The 17,040-nt window shown below is 65.1% G+C and carries 17 protein-coding genes; 13 read left to right on the top strand and 4 right to left on the bottom strand.

Annotated elements, in window-relative coordinates:
• Window positions 1-8 precede the first annotated feature (8 nt).
• From RDV64_RS03450 to RDV64_RS03390, 13 genes are all read left to right on the top strand, one after another.
• Window positions 9-785: an RNase A-like domain-containing protein gene (locus tag RDV64_RS03450; protein ID WP_309197889.1), complete on the top strand. Its 777-nt coding sequence runs from the start codon at window positions 9-11 to the stop codon at window positions 783-785.
• 36 nt (window positions 786-821) lie between these two features.
• Window positions 822-1,118, top strand: coding sequence for a contact-dependent growth inhibition system immunity protein (locus RDV64_RS03445; RefSeq protein ID WP_309197888.1), 297 nt, complete (start codon window positions 822-824; stop codon window positions 1,116-1,118).
• 284 nt (window positions 1,119-1,402) lie between these two features.
• Window positions 1,403-1,666 carry a transposase gene (locus tag RDV64_RS03440; protein WP_309197887.1) on the top strand — a complete coding sequence of 88 codons (264 nt, stop codon included), beginning with the start codon at window positions 1,403-1,405 and terminating at the stop codon, window positions 1,664-1,666.
• On the top strand, window positions 1,663-2,010 hold the full coding sequence (tnpB, locus tag RDV64_RS03435; RefSeq protein WP_309197886.1) for an IS66 family insertion sequence element accessory protein TnpB: 348 nt from the start codon (window positions 1,663-1,665) through the stop codon (window positions 2,008-2,010). Before RDV64_RS03440 ends, tnpB begins: the two co-directional genes overlap by 4 nt.
• Window positions 2,011-2,064: 54 nt before the next feature.
• Entirely contained in the window at window positions 2,065-3,579 is a 1,515-nt protein-coding gene (locus RDV64_RS03430) for an IS66 family transposase (protein ID WP_309197885.1), read from the top strand.
• A gap of 371 nt (window positions 3,580-3,950) precedes the next feature.
• The gene (locus RDV64_RS03425; RefSeq protein ID WP_309197884.1) at window positions 3,951-6,722 is read left to right on the top strand and encodes a hypothetical protein; all 2,772 of its coding nucleotides are present in this window, start codon (window positions 3,951-3,953) and stop codon (window positions 6,720-6,722) included.
• A 394-nt stretch (window positions 6,723-7,116) separates the two neighbouring features.
• Window positions 7,117-9,429, top strand: a complete 2,313-nt coding sequence (locus RDV64_RS03420; protein ID WP_309197883.1) for a PAS-domain containing protein — start codon at window positions 7,117-7,119, stop codon at window positions 9,427-9,429.
• Entirely contained in the window at window positions 9,426-10,163 is a 738-nt protein-coding gene (locus RDV64_RS03415; RefSeq protein WP_309197882.1) for a response regulator, read from the top strand. Before RDV64_RS03420 ends, RDV64_RS03415 begins: the two co-directional genes overlap by 4 nt.
• 168 nt (window positions 10,164-10,331) lie before the next feature.
• Complete coding sequence (locus tag RDV64_RS03410) at window positions 10,332-11,378, top strand: calcium-binding protein (RefSeq protein WP_309197881.1); 1,047 nt, start codon at window positions 10,332-10,334, stop codon at window positions 11,376-11,378.
• A gap of 99 nt (window positions 11,379-11,477) precedes the next feature.
• The gene (locus RDV64_RS03405) at window positions 11,478-11,867 is read left to right on the top strand and encodes a hypothetical protein (protein WP_309197880.1); all 390 of its coding nucleotides are present in this window, start codon (window positions 11,478-11,480) and stop codon (window positions 11,865-11,867) included.
• A 465-nt stretch (window positions 11,868-12,332) separates the two neighbouring features.
• Window positions 12,333-12,665, top strand: a complete 333-nt coding sequence (locus tag RDV64_RS03400; protein WP_309197879.1) for a hypothetical protein — start codon at window positions 12,333-12,335, stop codon at window positions 12,663-12,665.
• Between the two features lie 213 nt (window positions 12,666-12,878).
• Window positions 12,879-13,058, top strand: a complete 180-nt coding sequence (locus RDV64_RS03395; protein ID WP_309197878.1) for a hypothetical protein — start codon at window positions 12,879-12,881, stop codon at window positions 13,056-13,058.
• A gap of 65 nt (window positions 13,059-13,123) precedes the next feature.
• Window positions 13,124-13,855, top strand: coding sequence for an ADYC domain-containing protein (locus tag RDV64_RS03390; RefSeq protein ID WP_309197877.1), 732 nt, complete (start codon window positions 13,124-13,126; stop codon window positions 13,853-13,855).
• On the opposite strand, the gene RDV64_RS03385 is transcribed toward RDV64_RS03390, so the two are convergent.
• From RDV64_RS03385 to RDV64_RS03370, 4 genes are all read right to left on the bottom strand, one after another.
• Complete coding sequence (locus tag RDV64_RS03385) at window positions 13,833-14,195, bottom strand: recombinase family protein (RefSeq protein WP_309199422.1); 363 nt, start codon at window positions 14,193-14,195, stop codon at window positions 13,833-13,835. The two genes, RDV64_RS03390 and RDV64_RS03385, sit on opposite strands and share 23 nt — an antisense overlap.
• A gap of 50 nt (window positions 14,196-14,245) precedes the next feature.
• Complete coding sequence (locus RDV64_RS03380) at window positions 14,246-14,962, bottom strand: DUF2161 family putative PD-(D/E)XK-type phosphodiesterase (protein ID WP_309197876.1); 717 nt, start codon at window positions 14,960-14,962, stop codon at window positions 14,246-14,248.
• Between the two features lie 415 nt (window positions 14,963-15,377).
• Window positions 15,378-16,580 carry a biotin/lipoyl-binding protein gene (locus tag RDV64_RS03375; protein WP_309197875.1) on the bottom strand — a complete coding sequence of 401 codons (1,203 nt, stop codon included), beginning with the start codon at window positions 16,578-16,580 and terminating at the stop codon, window positions 15,378-15,380.
• A complete protein-coding gene (locus RDV64_RS03370; RefSeq protein ID WP_309197874.1) occupies window positions 16,573-16,920 on the bottom strand; it encodes a hypothetical protein in 348 nt (115 codons plus the stop codon). The genes RDV64_RS03375 and RDV64_RS03370 overlap by 8 nt, the downstream gene beginning before the upstream one ends.
• Between the last annotated feature and the right edge of the window lie 120 nt (window positions 16,921-17,040).

Raw genomic sequence — 17,040 nt, 5'->3', positions numbered from 1 at the left:
TTTTCACTATGTCTGAAACAGATTTATCGATCGTACTTACGCCCTTGCAGCTCGCAGCATTGCTTGAAGGCGAAACGATTGACGAAGACAGCAGTCTAAATAATCGCCTCTGGGGTGTGTTCAACGCGGTGTTCGGCGCCGCCGAAATGATCGGCGGCGCCGCCTTGTTCCTAATACCAGAGCCCACGACGGTCACAAAAATCGGCGGCGGGGCACTCGCCCTGCACGGGGCTGATACAGCGCAAACCGGCATCTATCAGATCGTTACGGGAAAGACGCGCGTCACGCTCACCGCGAAAGGTGCCGAGGTCGCGGCCTCGCTCGCAGGTGCCGATTCAGAGACGGCGCGCAATGTGGGCTTTGCCGTTGATATCACGGTTCCACTTGCGGCTGGTTTCGTCGGTGTCCTACGGGCTGTAGCTATCCGCAACGGCCGTCTCTTCCTTAATGCGGCTGAAAAGGCAGGGGGCCACACGATCGCAAGACACATCAGTCTGAGCGATGAAGCGCTACTTGCCCGATTAGGCAAGGACAACCGCATTTCCGCCGTCTCATCATTTCGCTCGTTGGACGACGCCGCGGCTGCTGTTTCGGCTTGCCTCAGGGCCAATCGCGACTCTATTAAGACTTGGACTAGAACGGCGAACGCTGGAAGCACGAAAACTTTTGAATTCAATCTTGGCAAGACAATTGGTCGAAGAGTAACTCGTCTGACGAAAACTCCTCAGGATTCATCGAGTGTAAAAATTGTTTTAAAGATGGAAAAATCCAACAATAGATTGTAATTTCTTCTTACATCGTACCCAATATAGAATTTTACTATGGATAATTACAAGGATTTTTCGGAATTTATCCGTGGATGGTTCCATCAGGATTTTGATTTAAACGGGCAGACTGTTGAGGAGATCGTCGGCGCGTACGTACAATCATCACGCTCCGCCGAAAGGCTGGCGTTACTTGACGAAATTGCGGCGTACAGACGCGCTCATTCCGCCGATATTGAAGATGATTTCATCGAACGCTTCTCTCCCGAGGTCGACCCAATTGCCTTCAGCGGCTCCGTCGCGACGTTCCTATACGAAATTGAAGACGCTCTGCGAAGCAGCGTTCAAAAGTAAACGATCCTCTCAAACCGTCTCGTCGAAACAGCCGGGCTGTCATTCGACGCGCTATCTGGCGCAGAATTTAACAAATTATCGTAACCGTCCGGTGAGCAGGCGTTTGTGACGTTCCCGATCTGGTCCAGATTTCGAAAGTAACTTGGCAAGTTGTTTCGAAACGAGTGGGCGGATGGGGCGGATCGAGATCCTGACGGGACGAGAGCGTCGGCGGCGGTGGAGCAAGAACGAGAAGCTCCTGATGCTGGCGGAGGCCGAAGACGAGGGCATCGCGCTCGCCGAGCGTGGCGCGGCGGCACGACGTCCACCCCCAACAGCTGTATGCCTGGCGCAGCATGATGCGGAAGGCGTCGTCGCCGCCCGTGCCGGTGCAGACGTTCCTGCCGGTCGAGATCGCCGAGCAACCGGTGCAGGATCCCGCACCGGAGCGGCGTTGCCGCACGAAGGCGGTCGAGGTGACGCTGCGCAATGGGCGGCGTCTGCGTGTCGATCCGGAGATCGCGCCGGAGACGCTGGCCCGGCTTATCCAGACGCTGGAGAGCGCATGATCGGCCCCGGCACCGGCGTGCGCGTCTATCTCGCCTGCGGCCCGCCCGACTTGCACAAGGGGATCGCCGGGCTTGCCGCCGCGGCGCAGGAGGTGCTGCGGGAGGATCCGTGCTCCGGCGCGGTGTTCGCCTTCCGAGGCCGGCAGGGCGATCGGCTGAAGCTCCTCACCTGGGACGGCCAGGGGTTCTGCCTCTATTATAAGGTCCTGGAGCGCCGGCGCTTTCCCTGGCCGTCGCGTGCCGACGGGACGGCGCGGCTGACCGCGGCGCAGCTGGCGATGTTGTGGGAAGGGATCGACTGGCGCCGCCCGAGGTGGAGCGCACCGCCGCAACGCGTCGCCTGACGGCGAGGGCGGAAAGCGCTTCCGGTCCATCGCATTCTCCGTAGATTCAAGGGCATGCGGACTGATTCGCTGCCCTCCGATCCCGACGCACTGAAGGCGAGCGAACTCGCGGCCAAGGGGAGCGTGATCGAACAGCTGAAGACCGAACTCGCGGTCCTGAAGCGGGCCCGGTTCGGGACGTCGTCCGAGAAGCTCGCCCGGATCATCGACCAGCTCGAACTGGCGCTCGGCGAGTGCGAGGCGGACGAGGCCGCAGCCGAAGAAGAGCGCGCCGTGCCGACCGCTGCGCGCGTGAAGGCCGATCGACCCGCGCGCCAGCCGTTGCCGCACCACCTGCCGCGCGAGGGGATCCTGCACGCGCCTCCTGCGACGTGCCCGGACTGCGGGGCCGGCGACGTGTTGAAACGCGGCGAGGACGGCACGGAAGTGCTGGAATACGTCCCGGCGTCCTTCCGGGTGATCCGGCACGTGCGACCGCGGGTGGTGTGCCGCTCGTGCGACCGGGCGATGCAGGCGCCGCCGCCACGCCTGCCGATCGAACGGGGCAAACCGGGGCCCGGCCTCGTCGCCCACGTTCTCGCGGCGAAGTATTGCGACCACCTCCCACTCACCTGCCAGGCCGAGATCTATGCCCGTGAGGGCGTCGAACTCTCCCGCTCGACGATGGCCGACTGGGTCGGCCGAGCGGCCATGCTGATGAAGCCGCTCACCAAGGCTCTCGCCGCGCACGTCTTCTCCGGCGATCGCCTGCACGGCGATGACACGCACGTGCCGGTGCTCGCCCCCGGCAACGGCAAGACGCGGCAGGGGCGGCTGTGGGACTACGTGCGCGACGGCCGTCCCGCCGGCGATGCCCAGACGCCGCCAGCCGCCTGTTACCGCTTCTCGCCGGACCGCAAGGGCATCCACCCGCAGCGTCACTTCGAGCCGTTCCGCGGCGTGCTGCACGCCGACGGCTACGCCGGCTTCAAGGACATCTACAAGGCCGCCCCGGACGGATCCCGCGTCCTCGAGGCGGCCTGCTGGGCGCACGTCAGGCGCAAGTTCTTCGACCTCGCGGCCGGCGGCAAGGCGCCACTGGCCGAGGCGGCGCTGGAGCGGATCGGCGAACTCCACGAGATCGAGAGGCGGGTCCGTGGCTCTCCGGCCGCCGAGCGCGAACGGATCCGCCGGGCAGAGGCCGCGCCGAAGGTCGCTGCGCTCAAACTCTGGCTGGAGCGCCAGCTCGCCCGCCTCCCGCCGAAGAGCGAGACGGCGAAGGCGATCCGCTACGCCTTGGCGCGTTGGCAGGCGCTCGAGCGATACCTCGGCGACGGCCGCATCGAGATCGATAACAACGCCGCCGAACGGGCCATCCGCCCGATCGCGCTCGGCCGCAAGAACTGGTTGTTCGCAGGCTCCGACAGGGGCGGCGAGCGCGCCGCCGGCATCCTGTCGCTGATCGAGACCGCCCGCCTCAACGGACTCGATCCGGAGCGCTACCTGCGCGATGTTGTCACCCGCATCGCCGACCACCCGGTCAACCGGGTCGCCGAGCTCCTTCCTTGGAACATCGCGAAAACCGCCTGACCGGCCTCAACGGACGGTTACATCCTTGGTGTAGCCCTCCGCAGAGATGATCAGCCTGATCATGCTGCTCTCGATGAACGAGCCACCGACGCATCGCGCAGTTCGAGCAACGTTTCTGTCTGACGTGCGCTCGCCATTGTGAATTCCATCTCGTGCATGAAGGCGATTGGCGACGCCTCGACGACCTGATGGCGCTGATGGCTGATGGCTGCACTATAGTTATGTTTTTCTTGATGTGAGGGGATTTGGCCCTTACCGATGGAATCAAATCCTGTGGGTATGTGAGATTCGTATCGTCGCCTCGACGAGCTCTCCCATTGCGAATGTTGATCGCGTGGCCCGCGCAACCAAAAAAAATGGAGCTCCCGACCATGCCCACCGTCATCGACCTGTCCGATTTCACCGCGAGCCAGACGCAGGGCTTCATCATCCAGGGCGACGCCGACGGCGACCACGCGGGCTGGAGCGTGTCGGCCGCGGGCGACGTGAACGGCGACGGCATTGCCGACGTCATCGTCGGGGCGAACAGCGGCGACGACGGCGGGACGAATGCCGGCGAGGCCTACGTGGTCTATGGCCGGTCCGGCGGGCTCGGCAACATCGACCTCACCACGCTGACCGCCGCCGAGGGCTTCATCATCCAGGGTGACACCGCCAACGACAACGCCGGCTACAGCGTGTCGGCCGCGGGCGACGTGAACGGCGACGGCATCGCCGACGTCATCGTCGGGGCGCCGTACGGCGACGACGGCGGGGGCTCTGCCGGCGAGGCCTACGTGGTCTACGGCCGGTCCGTGGGGGGCGGCAACATCGACCTCGCCACGCTGACCGCCGCCGAGGGCTTCATCATCCAGGGTGACGCCGGCAGCGACAACGCCGGCTACAGCGTGTCGGCCGCGGGCGACGTGAATGGCGACGGCATCGACGACGTTATCGTCGGGGCGCCGTACGGCGACGGCTATGTCGGCGAGGCCTACGTGGTCTACGGCCGGTCCGGCGGGGGCGGCAACATCGACGTCGCCACGCTGACCACCGCAGAGGGCTTCATCATCCAGACCGACACCGTCGCCGACTACGCGGGCTGGAGCGTGTCGGCCGCGGGCGACGTGAACGGCGACGGCATCGCCGACGTCATCGTCGGGGCGCCGTACGGCGACGACGGCGGGGGCTCTGCCGGCGAGGCCTACGTGGTCTACGGGCGGTCCGGGGGGGTCGGCAACATCGACCTCGCCACGCTGACCGCCGCCGAGGGCTTCATCATCCAGGGTGACGACGCCTTCGACTACGCCGGCTGGAGCGTGTCGGCCGCGGGCGACGTGAACGGCGACGGCATCGACGACGTCATCGTCGGGGCGTACAACGGCGACGACGGCGGGTTCAATGCCGGCGAGGCCTACGTGGTGTACGGCCGGTCCGGCGAGGGCGGCAACATCGACCTCACCGCGCTGACCACCGCCGAGGGCTTCATCGTCCAGGGCGACACCGCCGGCGACTACGCGGGCTACAGCGTGTCGGCCGCGGGCGACGTGAACGGCGACGGCATCGACGACGTCATCGTCGGGGCGCGGTACGGCAGCGACGGCGGGAGCTCTGCCGGCGAGGCCTACGTGGTCTACGGCCGGTCCGGGGGGATCGGCAACATCGACCTTACCACGCTGACCGCCGCCGAGGGCTTCATCATCCAGGGCGACATCGCCTACGACTACGCGGGCTACAGCGTGTCGGCGGCGGGCGACGTGAACGGCGACGGCATCGACGACGTCATCGTCGGGGCGCCGTACGGCGACGACGGCGGGAGCTCTACCGGCGAGGCCTACGTGGTGTACGGGTTCCGTACACTGAGCGTCGGCGCCGATACGGTGACCGGTACCAGCGGCGACGACACCGTCACCTTCACCGCCGCCACGCTCAGCGACGGCGACAGCTTCGACGGCGGCGCCGGCACCGACACCGTCGCGCTCGCCGGCGGCGGCACGTTCGACTTCACCGGCGTGACGCTGACCTCCGTGGAGGCGATCGTCACCGACGGCACCGACGCCACGCTCATCCTGCCGGACGCCTCGTACGTGCCGTTCGTGACGAGCCTCGGCGGATCCGACGACACCGTCGTCCTCTTTCCCCCGGTCGACGTTGCCAGCCTCTTCGCCCTGATCGACGCCGGCGCCGAGACGATCACCTTCGAGCGTGGCGTGGCCACCGCGTCGGTGACCTCGCCGGCGGAGGACCGCATCGAGATCGTCTACACCGACGCATCGGAGGACGGCACGGGCACGCGCTACCAGACGCAGACGCAGCTTATGGACCGCGACGGGGACCTGCGCCAGGTCCACACCGTCTTCGACGACGGCCACTCCGCGACCACCAACTACGACGAGGACGGCGTCATCACTCAGCGCGTGGTCGTCGACGGCCCGGGCAACACGAAGGCCTATACGTCGATCACCAGCACCTACGTGGACGGCGTGCGCTCCCAGATGACCAAGGCGCTCGACAACACCCTCACGTTGACGAAGACCTACGCCGCGGACGGGCAAACCCCAACCGAGACGACGGTTCGGGACGGCGCCGGCGACGTGCGGCGCTACGAGACCCTCACAACGTCCTACAATGCCGACGGCTCCATCGCCTCCCGCGTGATCGACCACGACGATGACGACCCGCGATACACGTCCGCCGCGTACGACTATGACGCGAGCGGCGCGATCGTGTCGCAAACGCTGAACCTGACCGGCGGCGGCGCCACGGAAAAGACGTTCGAGGACGGTGTCCTGGTGCTCCGGGAGGGCACGGACGAGGATGGCAACCGCACCGTGTTCGGCTTCGACGGCGACCAGGTCATCGCCGGCGGTTCGGGCGACGATCTTATGGAGGGTGGTGCGGGCAACGACCGGTTCGTCTTCGCTGACGACACCCGCTCGGGCGGCTCATTCGGAACCGACTTCGTGCGCGACTTCACCGACGAGGAGGACCGCCTCGACCTCACCGACTACGGGATCACCTCGCGCGCCGACGCGGAGGCGATCGGCACGGTGACTGAGGTCGGCCGCAATACCGTCATCGACCTCGGCGCCGACGGCGCTGTCACCTTGAGGGACTTCGCCCTCGCCAACCTGACCGATGACGACTTCGTCGCCTTCACGTGACTGGCTGGCCGGAGCGCGAGCCTTCGTGTTCCGGCCACCACGCGCCCCGCCGCCATCACAGGCGGCTCGATCCGGCTTGATGCCAACGCAGTCAGGTTAGGGCCGTCGAAGCCGGATGGGCGACGCGTATAAGCAGTTGATAATATCCTTTATCAGTCAGCCAGTCAGGCGCTTATAGCCCCGTCGCCGCTTCTGCCGCGTGACCACTTGAAGTGCGACGAACGCTGGGCCTGCAGTCTGCTGGTGGTCGTGCCATTGCCGCCCTGAACGATCGATCCGCCTCATTTGCGCACCGGAACCGATCGCCCCATCCCTCTGATACAATCGATACAATGCGCGAGGCCGTTGCGATACATCGCAATGCTACCGAATTGCGTTCGTGTGGGAGAGTATCGTGACGACTGGACCCGTGTCCCGCCCCGCTCCGCAGCCCGGCGCCGCCCGGCCGACGGTGGAAATGCTGAGCGAGGCAATCCACGCCCTCGACCAGGCCGTCGTCCTGTTCGACGCGGCAGAGCGCTTCGTGTTCGCAAACGAGGCCTGGTACGCAATGTTCTACGCGGCCGGCCCGCGCCCCCCGCTCGGCATCTCGGCAGCCGCGATGAACGCCGAACTCGTCGACGACGGCTTCTTCCATCTGGCCGAAGGCGTCGACCCGGACGACTGCAAGGCCGCAGCCCTTGCCGCGATGCGCGCCTACGACAGCGAGTTCTCGCTCGACCTTGCCGACGGACGCCACCTCACCGCCGCAGCCAAGCGCACCGCCGGCGGCGGCTACCTCATCTCATTCCACGACGTCACCGCGAGGGTGCGCGGGGAGCGCCTCTTCGCCGACGCCATCGCCCGCCTTCCGGTCGCGCTCGCGGTGGAGGACGCCGCCGGCCGCCTCACACACCTCAACGCCGCCTTCGCCGACATCTGCGGCCTTCCCGAGGACACCCTCCGGGCCATGGATCTGGAGGCCCGCATCCGCGCGATCCTGCCACGCCTCATCGAGATCGATGGCGTGCCGCTCTCGCGCGCCCCCGCGAGCGCGCAGCACCAGGCGGAAGCGGCGATCCATCGCGCTCTCGCCGTCCCGGTCGAGGCGCGCCTTGCCGACGGGCGCGCCATCCTCCTGGAACGCGCCGCGATCGGCGAGGGCGGCGAGGTCGCCGTGATTACCGACATCACCGCGACCAAGGCGGGCGAGACGACGCGCCTCGAAGCCTTCACCGACGCGGTCCAGACCCTCTCCACCGGCATCGCGCTGTTCGACGCCGACTTCCGCTTCATCCTGGGCAACGAGCGCTACTTCGAAATGTGGTTCCCGCCGGACGGCATCCCTCGCCCCGTCGCCGGAGAGCCCTTCGAGGCGCTCATCACCCGCCTCATCGCCGCCGGTGAGTTTCTCGTGCCGGACGGGCTGACGGCGGAAACCTACATCGACGCGTTGATCTTCGAGAGCCGCGCCTACAGCACCGACCACCTCGTCACGACCCCGCGGTTCACCCTGTCTGCGTCCTCGCTGAAGAGCCGGCTCGGTGGCGTGCTCCTCGAATTTGCTGACGTCACCCAGCAGCTGAAGACGGCCGCAGAGCTCGAGAACCAACGCGAGCTCGCCCACCAGTCGGAAAAGCTCTCCGCCCTCGGCGAGCTTCTGGCCGGTGTCGCGCACGAACTCAACAACCCGCTCTCGATCGTCTTTGGCTATGCGCAGATGCTGGAGGCACGGGTCACCGACCCCGAGCACAGGGAATGGCTGGAGCTGCTCAGCCAGGCGGCCGAGCGGGCTGCGCGGATCGTGCGCATGTTCCTCGCAATGGCCCGGCAGAGGCCGCAGCGGATCGAGAAGTGCGCCGTCGGCGACATTGTCGCCGCCGCGCTCGACGTGTCGGGCTATGGCCTCAGGACGAGCGGCACCGCGATCACGTTCGACCTGGGCGAAGACCTGCCGCCGGTCGCGGCCGACGCCGACCAGCTGACGCAGGTTCTTTCAAACCTCGTCGTCAACGCCGCCCATGTTCTGGAGCCGATGGGCCGGGGCGGACGCTTCCACATCACGACCCGCGCGTCGGGCGAGCGCGTCACGATCGAGGTCTGCGACAACGGGCCGGGGATCCCGAAGGAGATCCAGCGGCGCGTCTTCGAGCCGTTCTTCACCACCAAGGAGGTGGGCGTCGGCACCGGCGTCGGGCTCGCCTTCAGCCACCGCATTGTGGAGAGTCATGGCGGTACGCTGACATTCAGCTCCGGGCCGGACGGAACGACCTTCCGCATCGTCCTTCCCGCCGCGCCCAGTACCGCCGCCGCCGCGTTGCCTGAGGACCACGGCACCCCGGTCGCCTCCCGCACCGTCCTCGTCATCGACGATGAGGTCGCGATCACGCGCCTTCTCACCGACGTCCTCGGCGCGCACGGACACAGGGTCACCGCGACTGCCGACCCGCGCCATGGGCTCCGCCTCCTTGCAACGCGCCGCTTCGATGCGGTGCTGTGCGATGTCAGGATGCCGGGGATGAACGGGCTGGAATTCCTCTCGGCATTGCGCCGGATCGCGCCTGCCGCGGCCGGGCGGCTCGGCTTCATCACGGGCGACGCGCTGGGGGTGAGCGTTGCCGAGGGCCTTGCGGCGAGCGGCCGGCCGCATATCGAAAAGCCGATCATGGTGGACGAGCTTCTTGCGCTCCTCGAGACGCTCGCCAGGACGCAGGAGACCGTGCGATGACGGCGCCGCAAAGGATCGTCGTGTGCGATGACGAGGCGCCGATGCGCCGGATGCTGCGCGACCATTTCGGCGCCAGCGGCTACGATGTGCGCGAGGCGGCGGACGCGGCCGCGCTCATGGCTGCGCTTGCGGCGGAACACGTGGATCTCGTGATCCTCGACGTCAGGATGCCGGGTACCGACGGCCTCGCGGCATTGCGCGAGCTGCGCATGACCTCGCGCGTTCCCGTCATCATGCTGACGGCGGCCGACGACGTGGTCGACAAGGTGCTGGGGTTGGAGTTCGGCGCCGACGACTACGTGGTGAAACCGGTGGACCTGCGCGAGCTTCTGGCGCGCGTCAGGGCCGCCCTGCGGCGCGCCGAGGTTCCTGTGTCGCCCAAAGCGCCGGGGCCGGGGGCGGACAGCCCAGTCACCGAAACGGCGATCCCGGACGGTGCGGTGGCGTTCGGGCCGCACCGCCTCGACCTTGCCGGGGCGCGCCTGTTTCGGGCCGATGGCGAGGAGATCCCCCTCACCGCGATGGAATTCTCGCTCCTGCGCACATTCGCGCAGAACCGGGGCCGTGTGCTCAACCGTGACCAGCTCCTTGCCCAGGCGCACGGCGGCGACTGGGACCCGTTCGACCGTTCCATCGACCTCAGGGTCTCTCGCATCCGCCGCAAGATCGAGGCGGTGCCGGAGAAGCCAGTGATCATCCGCACCGTGCGCGGCATCGGCTACGTGTTCGACTGAACCTGGCAGCCGGGACCAGTACAATCGAGACATTGTATCAGCATCCGGCGACACGGGACTGACAAGAGTAATTCCCATCTTTCATCCAGCGACGAGGCCAGCAGTATTCGCCAGCCTCGATCGTTTGGAAGACGCCTCGGCGTCAAGAAAAACATGGGAGATATTTTCATGAGTTTACGAACCGAGAATTTATTGATCGACGCGCCGTCGGGGTCCCCCGGCCTTGCGGACCTTATCACGGCGGCCGGCTCCGGATCGCCCGGCGTCAACGCACTTTTCGCCTCGCCTTTCGCGGGCGGCGACCTCGGCCTTGCCCCGGTCATCTCCTTCATCGACTGGGCCGGAACGGACGAGTACGACGGCACCCCCTACAACGATCTCGCCTACGGCCTGTGGGGCGACGACACGATGTTTCTGGGCAACGGCAACGACACCGCCCACGGCGGCACCGGAGACGACCACATCTACGGCAGAAGGGGCGATGATGCCCTTTACGGCGAGAGCGGCAACGACACCCTGAACGGCGACCTCGGCAACGACACGCTGATGGGTGGGGCGGGCAACGACGTGCTCGACGGCGGCAACGGCACCGACCAGATCAAGGGCGGCACGGGCAACGACTGGGTGAGTGCCGGCCACGGCACCGACTATGTCCGGGGCGAGGAGGGGAACGACAAGATCGACGGCTGGTGGGGCAATGACCACCTCTGGGGCGACGAAGGCAACGACCTCGTCGACGGCGGGGCGGGCAACGACCAGGTGTTCGGCGGACTAGGCCACGACACCGTTCTCGGCGGGTCCGGGAACGACCAGGTCTTCGGTGCCGGCGGCAACGACCACATCCGCGGCGGGACCAACGCCGAGGGCGGGGCGGGCGGGATCGGCGACCTTCTGCGCGGGGATCACGGCGCTGACGTCTTCTATTTTGCGCCCGGCGACAGCGGTGGCCCGTCCGGCTCCGTCGACCTCGTGGACGACTTCGCGCCGGGCGAGGACCTTCTCGTCATCGAGGAGTTGTCGGCCGATTTCCTCGGCGAGGCGTCCGGCTTCTCCGAAGGTCAGGGCGCCGAGGCCTACATCGAGCACACGTCCATGGACGGCGTCGGCGCCGTGACCCTCCTCCACGTCCGCGACGACAACGGTGCGGACGCCGACCTCACGATCGCGTTCTCGGGCAACGTCGGCCTTACGGCGGACGACCTCTTCTTCATCTGACCTTTTCTTCGACCGGCCGGCGGGAGCGCCTCTTTGCCTTGCGCCGGAACCATCACCAACAGCTTCGAAAACAACTTCAAAACCCAAAGGAAAATCGAAATGAACATCAGGACCATCATTCTCCCGGCTTTCACCGCCATCGCCGTCGGCACGGCGGCCATGGTGTCCCTCCCGGCCATCGCGGAGGCGAAGAACCGGATCGTGACCTGCAACGACGGCACGGTCTTCAACTTCGGCCCGGACGACGCGATCGGCAGCCAAGTCGCCTGCGCCGGACACGGCGGCGTGCGCCCCGTCTTCCACGCCAAGCGCACGGCGGCCCCGAAGGCCAACACGCGGGGCGTGCGGCAGGCCGGCACCCGCGCCTCGGCAAGCGGCTTCGGTGACAAGAACAAGGCGGTCGCCTGGACCAAGGGTTGCTACGCCGAGTTCGGCCCGAGCGCGACCCACCCCGACGCCGCCCTCCTCGAGAAGTGCCTCGGCACCTGAACCGTCACGGGCCTTGCCCAACCGGATTCCGAAGGGTCGCCCGGCTTGACGGACAGACCTCGAGGCGAGGCCCCTTCGTGCATGCCCGAGCCTGGACAGTGTTCAGGCATGCCTTTCATCCGTCCAGGACGAACCGCTGTTCCGCCGGGTTCAGCACATCAACTTCCGGTCCGGATCGATGCAGCTGCTTATTCCGGACAAGCCCAACATCACCCATCGCAAGTCAATCGGGTACGTCTTCGGCTGACCATCGCACGAAGATGCCCAACCTGATGCGCCAGAGCCTGACCTGTTCCTTGAAACCCCGAACGCCCTGCCGCTGCGCAATATTGTTCTCGACGCCAGAACGACGCCTCTGGATACAATTGATGCAATTGATATTCTTTGCGACATCAAGCTGATCAACAACGCAACTATATTCGAATAGTCGACGACGTCGACTTAACAACACAAAAGGTATTACTTATGAAACTTCAAAAGAACAAATCCCTTGCCGTTGTCGGGCTCGCGCTCACCATGATGGTCGGCCAGTCCGCCTCCGCATTGGCATTCGACAGGACCCCCGGGGCTTCAGTCGTGCAGTTCGCCCAGAACATGCGCGCATCGGGGTCCGAACGTCAGACTCGACTGCCCGGCCGCGTCCCCGCGCGGCAAGGCTTCGCCATCCAGACTCGTGCGAACGGCCCATTCCAGACGTTTGGTCCGGGCCAGGAGTTGAATGTTGCCGGGATCTGCGTCGAGGTGGATTGCCCTCCGCAAATGCCGGGGGACACGACCTGCTGGCGCTGCAAGGAGTAGCGCCGGCGCTCGAAGAACGGGCGGCGGGTCAGGGCGTTCTTTCGACGCGATCCGCCGAACAAGAACACTGGTAACGCCCGGCGTTCATTGCACTGAACCGGCCCGACGCACTGCTGTTGCAAACACTTAATTCTGTGAAAAAGTAAACAATAACAATCCGCTTAATTTGAACAGTCAACACACACTTTCATGAAAACAATAAGGGATCTACCAATGAAACGTTTGATAAGCGCGGCTCTTGCCGCAATCGCCCTCGCGATCACCGTTGCGGCCGCAGTACCGTCCAACGCCTTGCCCATCAGCGAGTGCACGCGTTGGCGCTGCGGTTCCAATGGCACGAGCTTCGACGGCCTCGCCATCGAGGTCGGCACCATCCTGCACGCGCTTCGCTAGGGGAAAGGCTGGTGATGGACCGCCGCACAAGCCTCCGTCGCGCTCTGCTCGGAGGTCTCTTCGCCTTGGCCGCGGCCCTCACCGGCTGCGACGGCGAGACGGATCGGCCCATTGCCACATGGCTCGTGGAGGGCACGGACATCGTCGCCCCTGAACATGGCGTGCCGGCCGGCCGATACCTGGTCGGCCGCACGTTGCTCTACGCCGACACGCCACTTCTGTTGCGCCGAGTTGTTTACGTACAGACGCTACACGGCCCTGTCACACTGTACGATTTCACCGCCGAACGTGATGGCCGTCGTGTTGCACTTTGCCAACCTGATCGCGACGGACGCCGCCTGGCGCTACCCGTCCTGGATGCGGAATTGAGGCCGCGGTTGACCTGCACCTCCGGTGCGCAAGGCAAGTGTATTCTCTGGGGCTATCGACCGTGGGAGGAGACGTCGAGGGGCCCACCGCTCGCGGATCTTTTTGCCGCGTGCACGCGGATGGTTCGCGCCGACTACGCCGGCGACGGCCGCACTTTCACGAAGGACGGAGTTACCATCTTCGTCTGCGATCGCTTCGGCGTCCGCCCCTGTTCCGACAAGCCTCCGTTCGCGTTCGAGGCGGCATGGAATGCAGACGGTGCCGTCTGCCTCGCGCGCCCGCGCCTTGGCGGCAACGCACCGCCCATTGCACCCTGCGGGGCAGATCGCGGTGGTTCGGGCGCTCTCCTCTACAACTGGTCGATGCAGCGCAAGTGCACTTCAGTCGGGAAGAGATCGAGCTCGTTCACGTCGGCTCATTCCGTGTGATCGTGGCGCGCGGTGCAGGCAGATAACGGTAGAGCGTCGCCGGCGACCCCCCCATGCGCTTCGCGACCTCGTCCACGGTGAAGTCCTCTGCCGAAAGCATCGCCATTGCGGCTTTGAGATCCGCGTCAGTCAGCTTCTTGGGTAGCCCGCCAGTCCGGCCGAGTGCCTTCGCGGCATCGAGGCCTGCACGGATCCGCTCTCGATTAATGGCACGCTCGAACTCGGCGAGCGCGCCAAAGATGTGGAAGACGAGCTTGCCACCCGAGGTGATCTTGTCAATGGCCTCGGTCAGTGAGCGGAAGCCAATACCCTCGGTCTCGAGCCCTTCGACGGTTTCGATGAGCTGCTCCTCCCAAACCTTTCTCGCAAGATCGGCGTTTCTGAACGAGTTCAGGAGGCTCCGAGCTCCGGACCCTGGGTGTTCACCGGTGGCGGCATCCGGGCAATGCCATAACGCGTCAGCCCATCTCGTCCGGCGTCAGTCAATGCGTAGAGTCCCGGGCTCAGACGCTCGAACCAGCCATAGTGGTTGTCGCGCATCATTCGCGTCGCCGCCGCAACACCCGTGGCACTGGCAACGGCCGCCCCCTTGCTCGGGCCGGTCGCGGCCAGATGGGCTGCGATCGAAATCGCATCTTGACGATAGGCTGTGACCTGCTCGGAGCGCGTAGCACCGCCCTGTGCCGGATCGCCACGCCGCCTGGCAAACTCGCGGAGCAGGCGTCCCCGACGCGCGATGGACTTGCGGGGCGTGTAGGGGCCCGGATCGCAATGCACCTCCACAAGGGCGTCGCTCAAACGCACGGTCATCACGCCGATACCCAAGCGACGGTAGAGTTTGAGGTTGTCGTTCAGCGATCGCGAGGCGATTCGTCCGGAGCGCCGTGGCACGCAGACGTAAACGGCATCTGTGATGGCAAGTCGCGCCACGGCCTGGTGGAGGAGGGAAAGCGAAAAGCCCACCTTCAGCTCGACGATGACCGGCGGGTCATCACCGCGACAGGCCACGACATCGGCGTCCGCCACTTCGCCTTTCACAGCGAACCCCTGACGCTCAAGAAAGCCTTTGACCGGCCCGTAAAGCTCTGTCTCGCGAAATCCGCTCATGCCCATGGAGTGATTTATGGATGCGATAGCCTGCCCATAGGCGGCGAAAACAGTGAACGCGCTCTCAACACGCCGTGCGTGCCGCTGTCGTGAGCACCGAGGTGCGGCAAGCGCCTGAATCGCGCCATCGATCCGCAACGTGAATACGCAACATCTGCAAACCGCCGAAAACCTCACATTCCACCGATGTTGCATAAGTCGTGAATTGTGCAACGAGAGGTGCGCCATGAAATGTCTCATCATCATCGCGACCTGAGCCCGGGCTATGCGTCTGTCACGGTATTGGACTTGGAGGGTTATTCTCAACCCGATCGCGAGACGAACAGCGGGCGCACCTCCGGCGAAATGCAAGGCCACCCGCAACGTTCACCGCCGCGGGAAAAGCCGAAGGAACCGAGTCCCTGCGGCTATTGGCTCAATGACCGCCGCCGCCCAGGCCAACACCGGTCACGAGCGCGGTCCAAGCCTTGGTCCGCAGGAGGACGGCCTTGATGACGCCCATTGCTTCAACCGCATGTGAGACGAGGCCGCCTTCCAGGGGGCCGGACAGGTGCGTGGTGTAGGTCTGCACGATGCAGCTGCTGCCACGCGGAAGCAGGGCTTCGTGTTCCGGGTATTCGAGCGCTAAGTTCACAACAACATCGCCTTCGTTGGCGACGGAGGATGGTTCGAGAAGCTGTCCGGTCGGCGCGATCTGCCCCGCGGCGATCACGTTCTGGATGCGGACGATCCGTGCCGGCAGGACCGCATCGGTCATCATGACGTTGAGCCTTGAGTAACACACGACTTCGGCCGCCATTCCCGTGTGGAGCACGGAGCGGGCAGCCTGAGCAAAACCTGCCGTGATCTGGAGCGGTCCGTCTGGCACAATCAACATGGCCGGGCCGAGGTTCGTCTGACCGGCCCGAGCGCCTACGTTGAGGGTCAATTGCTGGATGGTGCCAGCGACGCTTGAGCGTACATTCGTGTGGTCAAGCTCGACCTGAGCCTGAGCGAGCGTGGCATTGGCGCTCTCCCGCCGAGCCGGCAGGCGCTCGGTGACTTCTAGCTGCGCCGTCTCGAGAAGCGCGGTCGCCGCAGCAACCTCGGCTTCTCGGGCCGTCACGGTGTTTGTGAGGCGCTCGTACTCATTCTCGCGGAATGCAGAGGAGTTGCGACTACGAAGTTCCTCTTGGTCGGCAAGGCTGGCGCTCGCCTGTTTCAGCGCGGCGCTCGCCTGGTCAACGGTTGCCTGCGCGGCGCGCACTTGTGCGTTTGCTGAGGAGGCGGCGCTTTCGATCTCTTCGAGTTGCCGCTGGGCCACTTCGACAGCCGCCAACTCCTGACTGTCGTCGGTTGTGAAGAGGACCTCGCCCGGTTCCACGCGCTGGCCGACCTCGACCATCACAGCTGTTACCGTGCCGCCTCGCTCGGCGACAACCGGCACGATGCGAAACGGCACCACTCCACTGTAGGACTTGGGATGATAGTAAAACACCGCAAAGAAAACGATGAGCGCGAGGACCAACCACAGAAATAGCGCGCGGTGAAGATTGTAGAGCGTGATTGGCATGCCACGCCAGCGTAGATAAAGGACGCGCAGCCAGAACGGAATGGACGTGACGAGGATCTCAATCACGACCAGGCACTTCAGTGACTTGGGTATGTTCCGGGCTCCACCACAGCATGATGTCTCTGGCCAGAGCGGCGATGATCAGCGCGAGCGGCAGGAGGTAGCTGAAGTGCGCGAGCGGTGGAAGAAGCTCGTAGGCCAATCCGATCACCAGCATCGTAGGGATGGTGGTCTTCAACGGAGTGTTTTTGCCTCTATGCTCGGTATACTGGTCAAACTTTGCGTAGAGGAAGACTACGAGGAAAAGAATAGCGACAAGAAATCCGAGCGCGAGCCACGCGAACGTGTCTGTCTCGCCGGGTGCAATCCACCACGCTGGGCCGGGGTTCGCTACGTTGGTCTCCATCCGCCCACCCCGCATGCGGCCACCGCCGAACGTGACCTTACGGCGCGCCGAAACTGCAATCAAGCAGGACCGAGCACGCAACTCTCTCAATAATCTTCTGTGTATGATATACTTGAGAAG

This window comes from Acuticoccus sp. MNP-M23 (genome assembly GCF_031195445.1).
GTDB lineage: Bacteria > Pseudomonadota > Alphaproteobacteria > Rhizobiales > Amorphaceae > Acuticoccus.
The sequence above is the reverse complement of the archived record's forward strand: the minus strand, read 5'-3'. Positions and strand labels throughout refer to the sequence as shown.

Bases quoted from the DNA above. Each gene is read 5' to 3' on its own strand.
- RDV64_RS03430 (WP_309197885.1), top strand. From the start codon at position 2,065: ATGCGGACTGATTCGCTGCCCTCCGATCCCGACGCACTGAAGGCGAGC.
- RDV64_RS03400 (WP_309197879.1), top strand. From the start codon at position 12,333: ATGAAACTTCAAAAGAACAAATCCCTTGCCGTTGTCGGGCTCGCGCTC.
- RDV64_RS03415 (WP_309197882.1), top strand. From the start codon at position 9,426: ATGACGGCGCCGCAAAGGATCGTCGTGTGCGATGACGAGGCGCCGATG.
- RDV64_RS03425 (WP_309197884.1), top strand. From the start codon at position 3,951: ATGCCCACCGTCATCGACCTGTCCGATTTCACCGCGAGCCAGACGCAG.
- RDV64_RS03380 (WP_309197876.1), bottom strand. From the start codon at position 14,962: ATGAGCGGATTTCGCGAGACAGAGCTTTACGGGCCGGTCAAAGGCTTT.
- RDV64_RS03370 (WP_309197874.1), bottom strand. From the start codon at position 16,920: ATGGAGACCAACGTAGCGAACCCCGGCCCAGCGTGGTGGATTGCACCC.
- RDV64_RS03450 (WP_309197889.1), top strand. From the start codon at position 9: ATGTCTGAAACAGATTTATCGATCGTACTTACGCCCTTGCAGCTCGCA.
- RDV64_RS03445 (WP_309197888.1), top strand. From the start codon at position 822: ATGGATAATTACAAGGATTTTTCGGAATTTATCCGTGGATGGTTCCAT.
- tnpB (WP_309197886.1), top strand. From the start codon at position 1,663: ATGATCGGCCCCGGCACCGGCGTGCGCGTCTATCTCGCCTGCGGCCCG.
- RDV64_RS03410 (WP_309197881.1), top strand. From the start codon at position 10,332: ATGAGTTTACGAACCGAGAATTTATTGATCGACGCGCCGTCGGGGTCC.
- RDV64_RS03395 (WP_309197878.1), top strand. From the start codon at position 12,879: ATGAAACGTTTGATAAGCGCGGCTCTTGCCGCAATCGCCCTCGCGATC.
- RDV64_RS03405 (WP_309197880.1), top strand. From the start codon at position 11,478: ATGAACATCAGGACCATCATTCTCCCGGCTTTCACCGCCATCGCCGTC.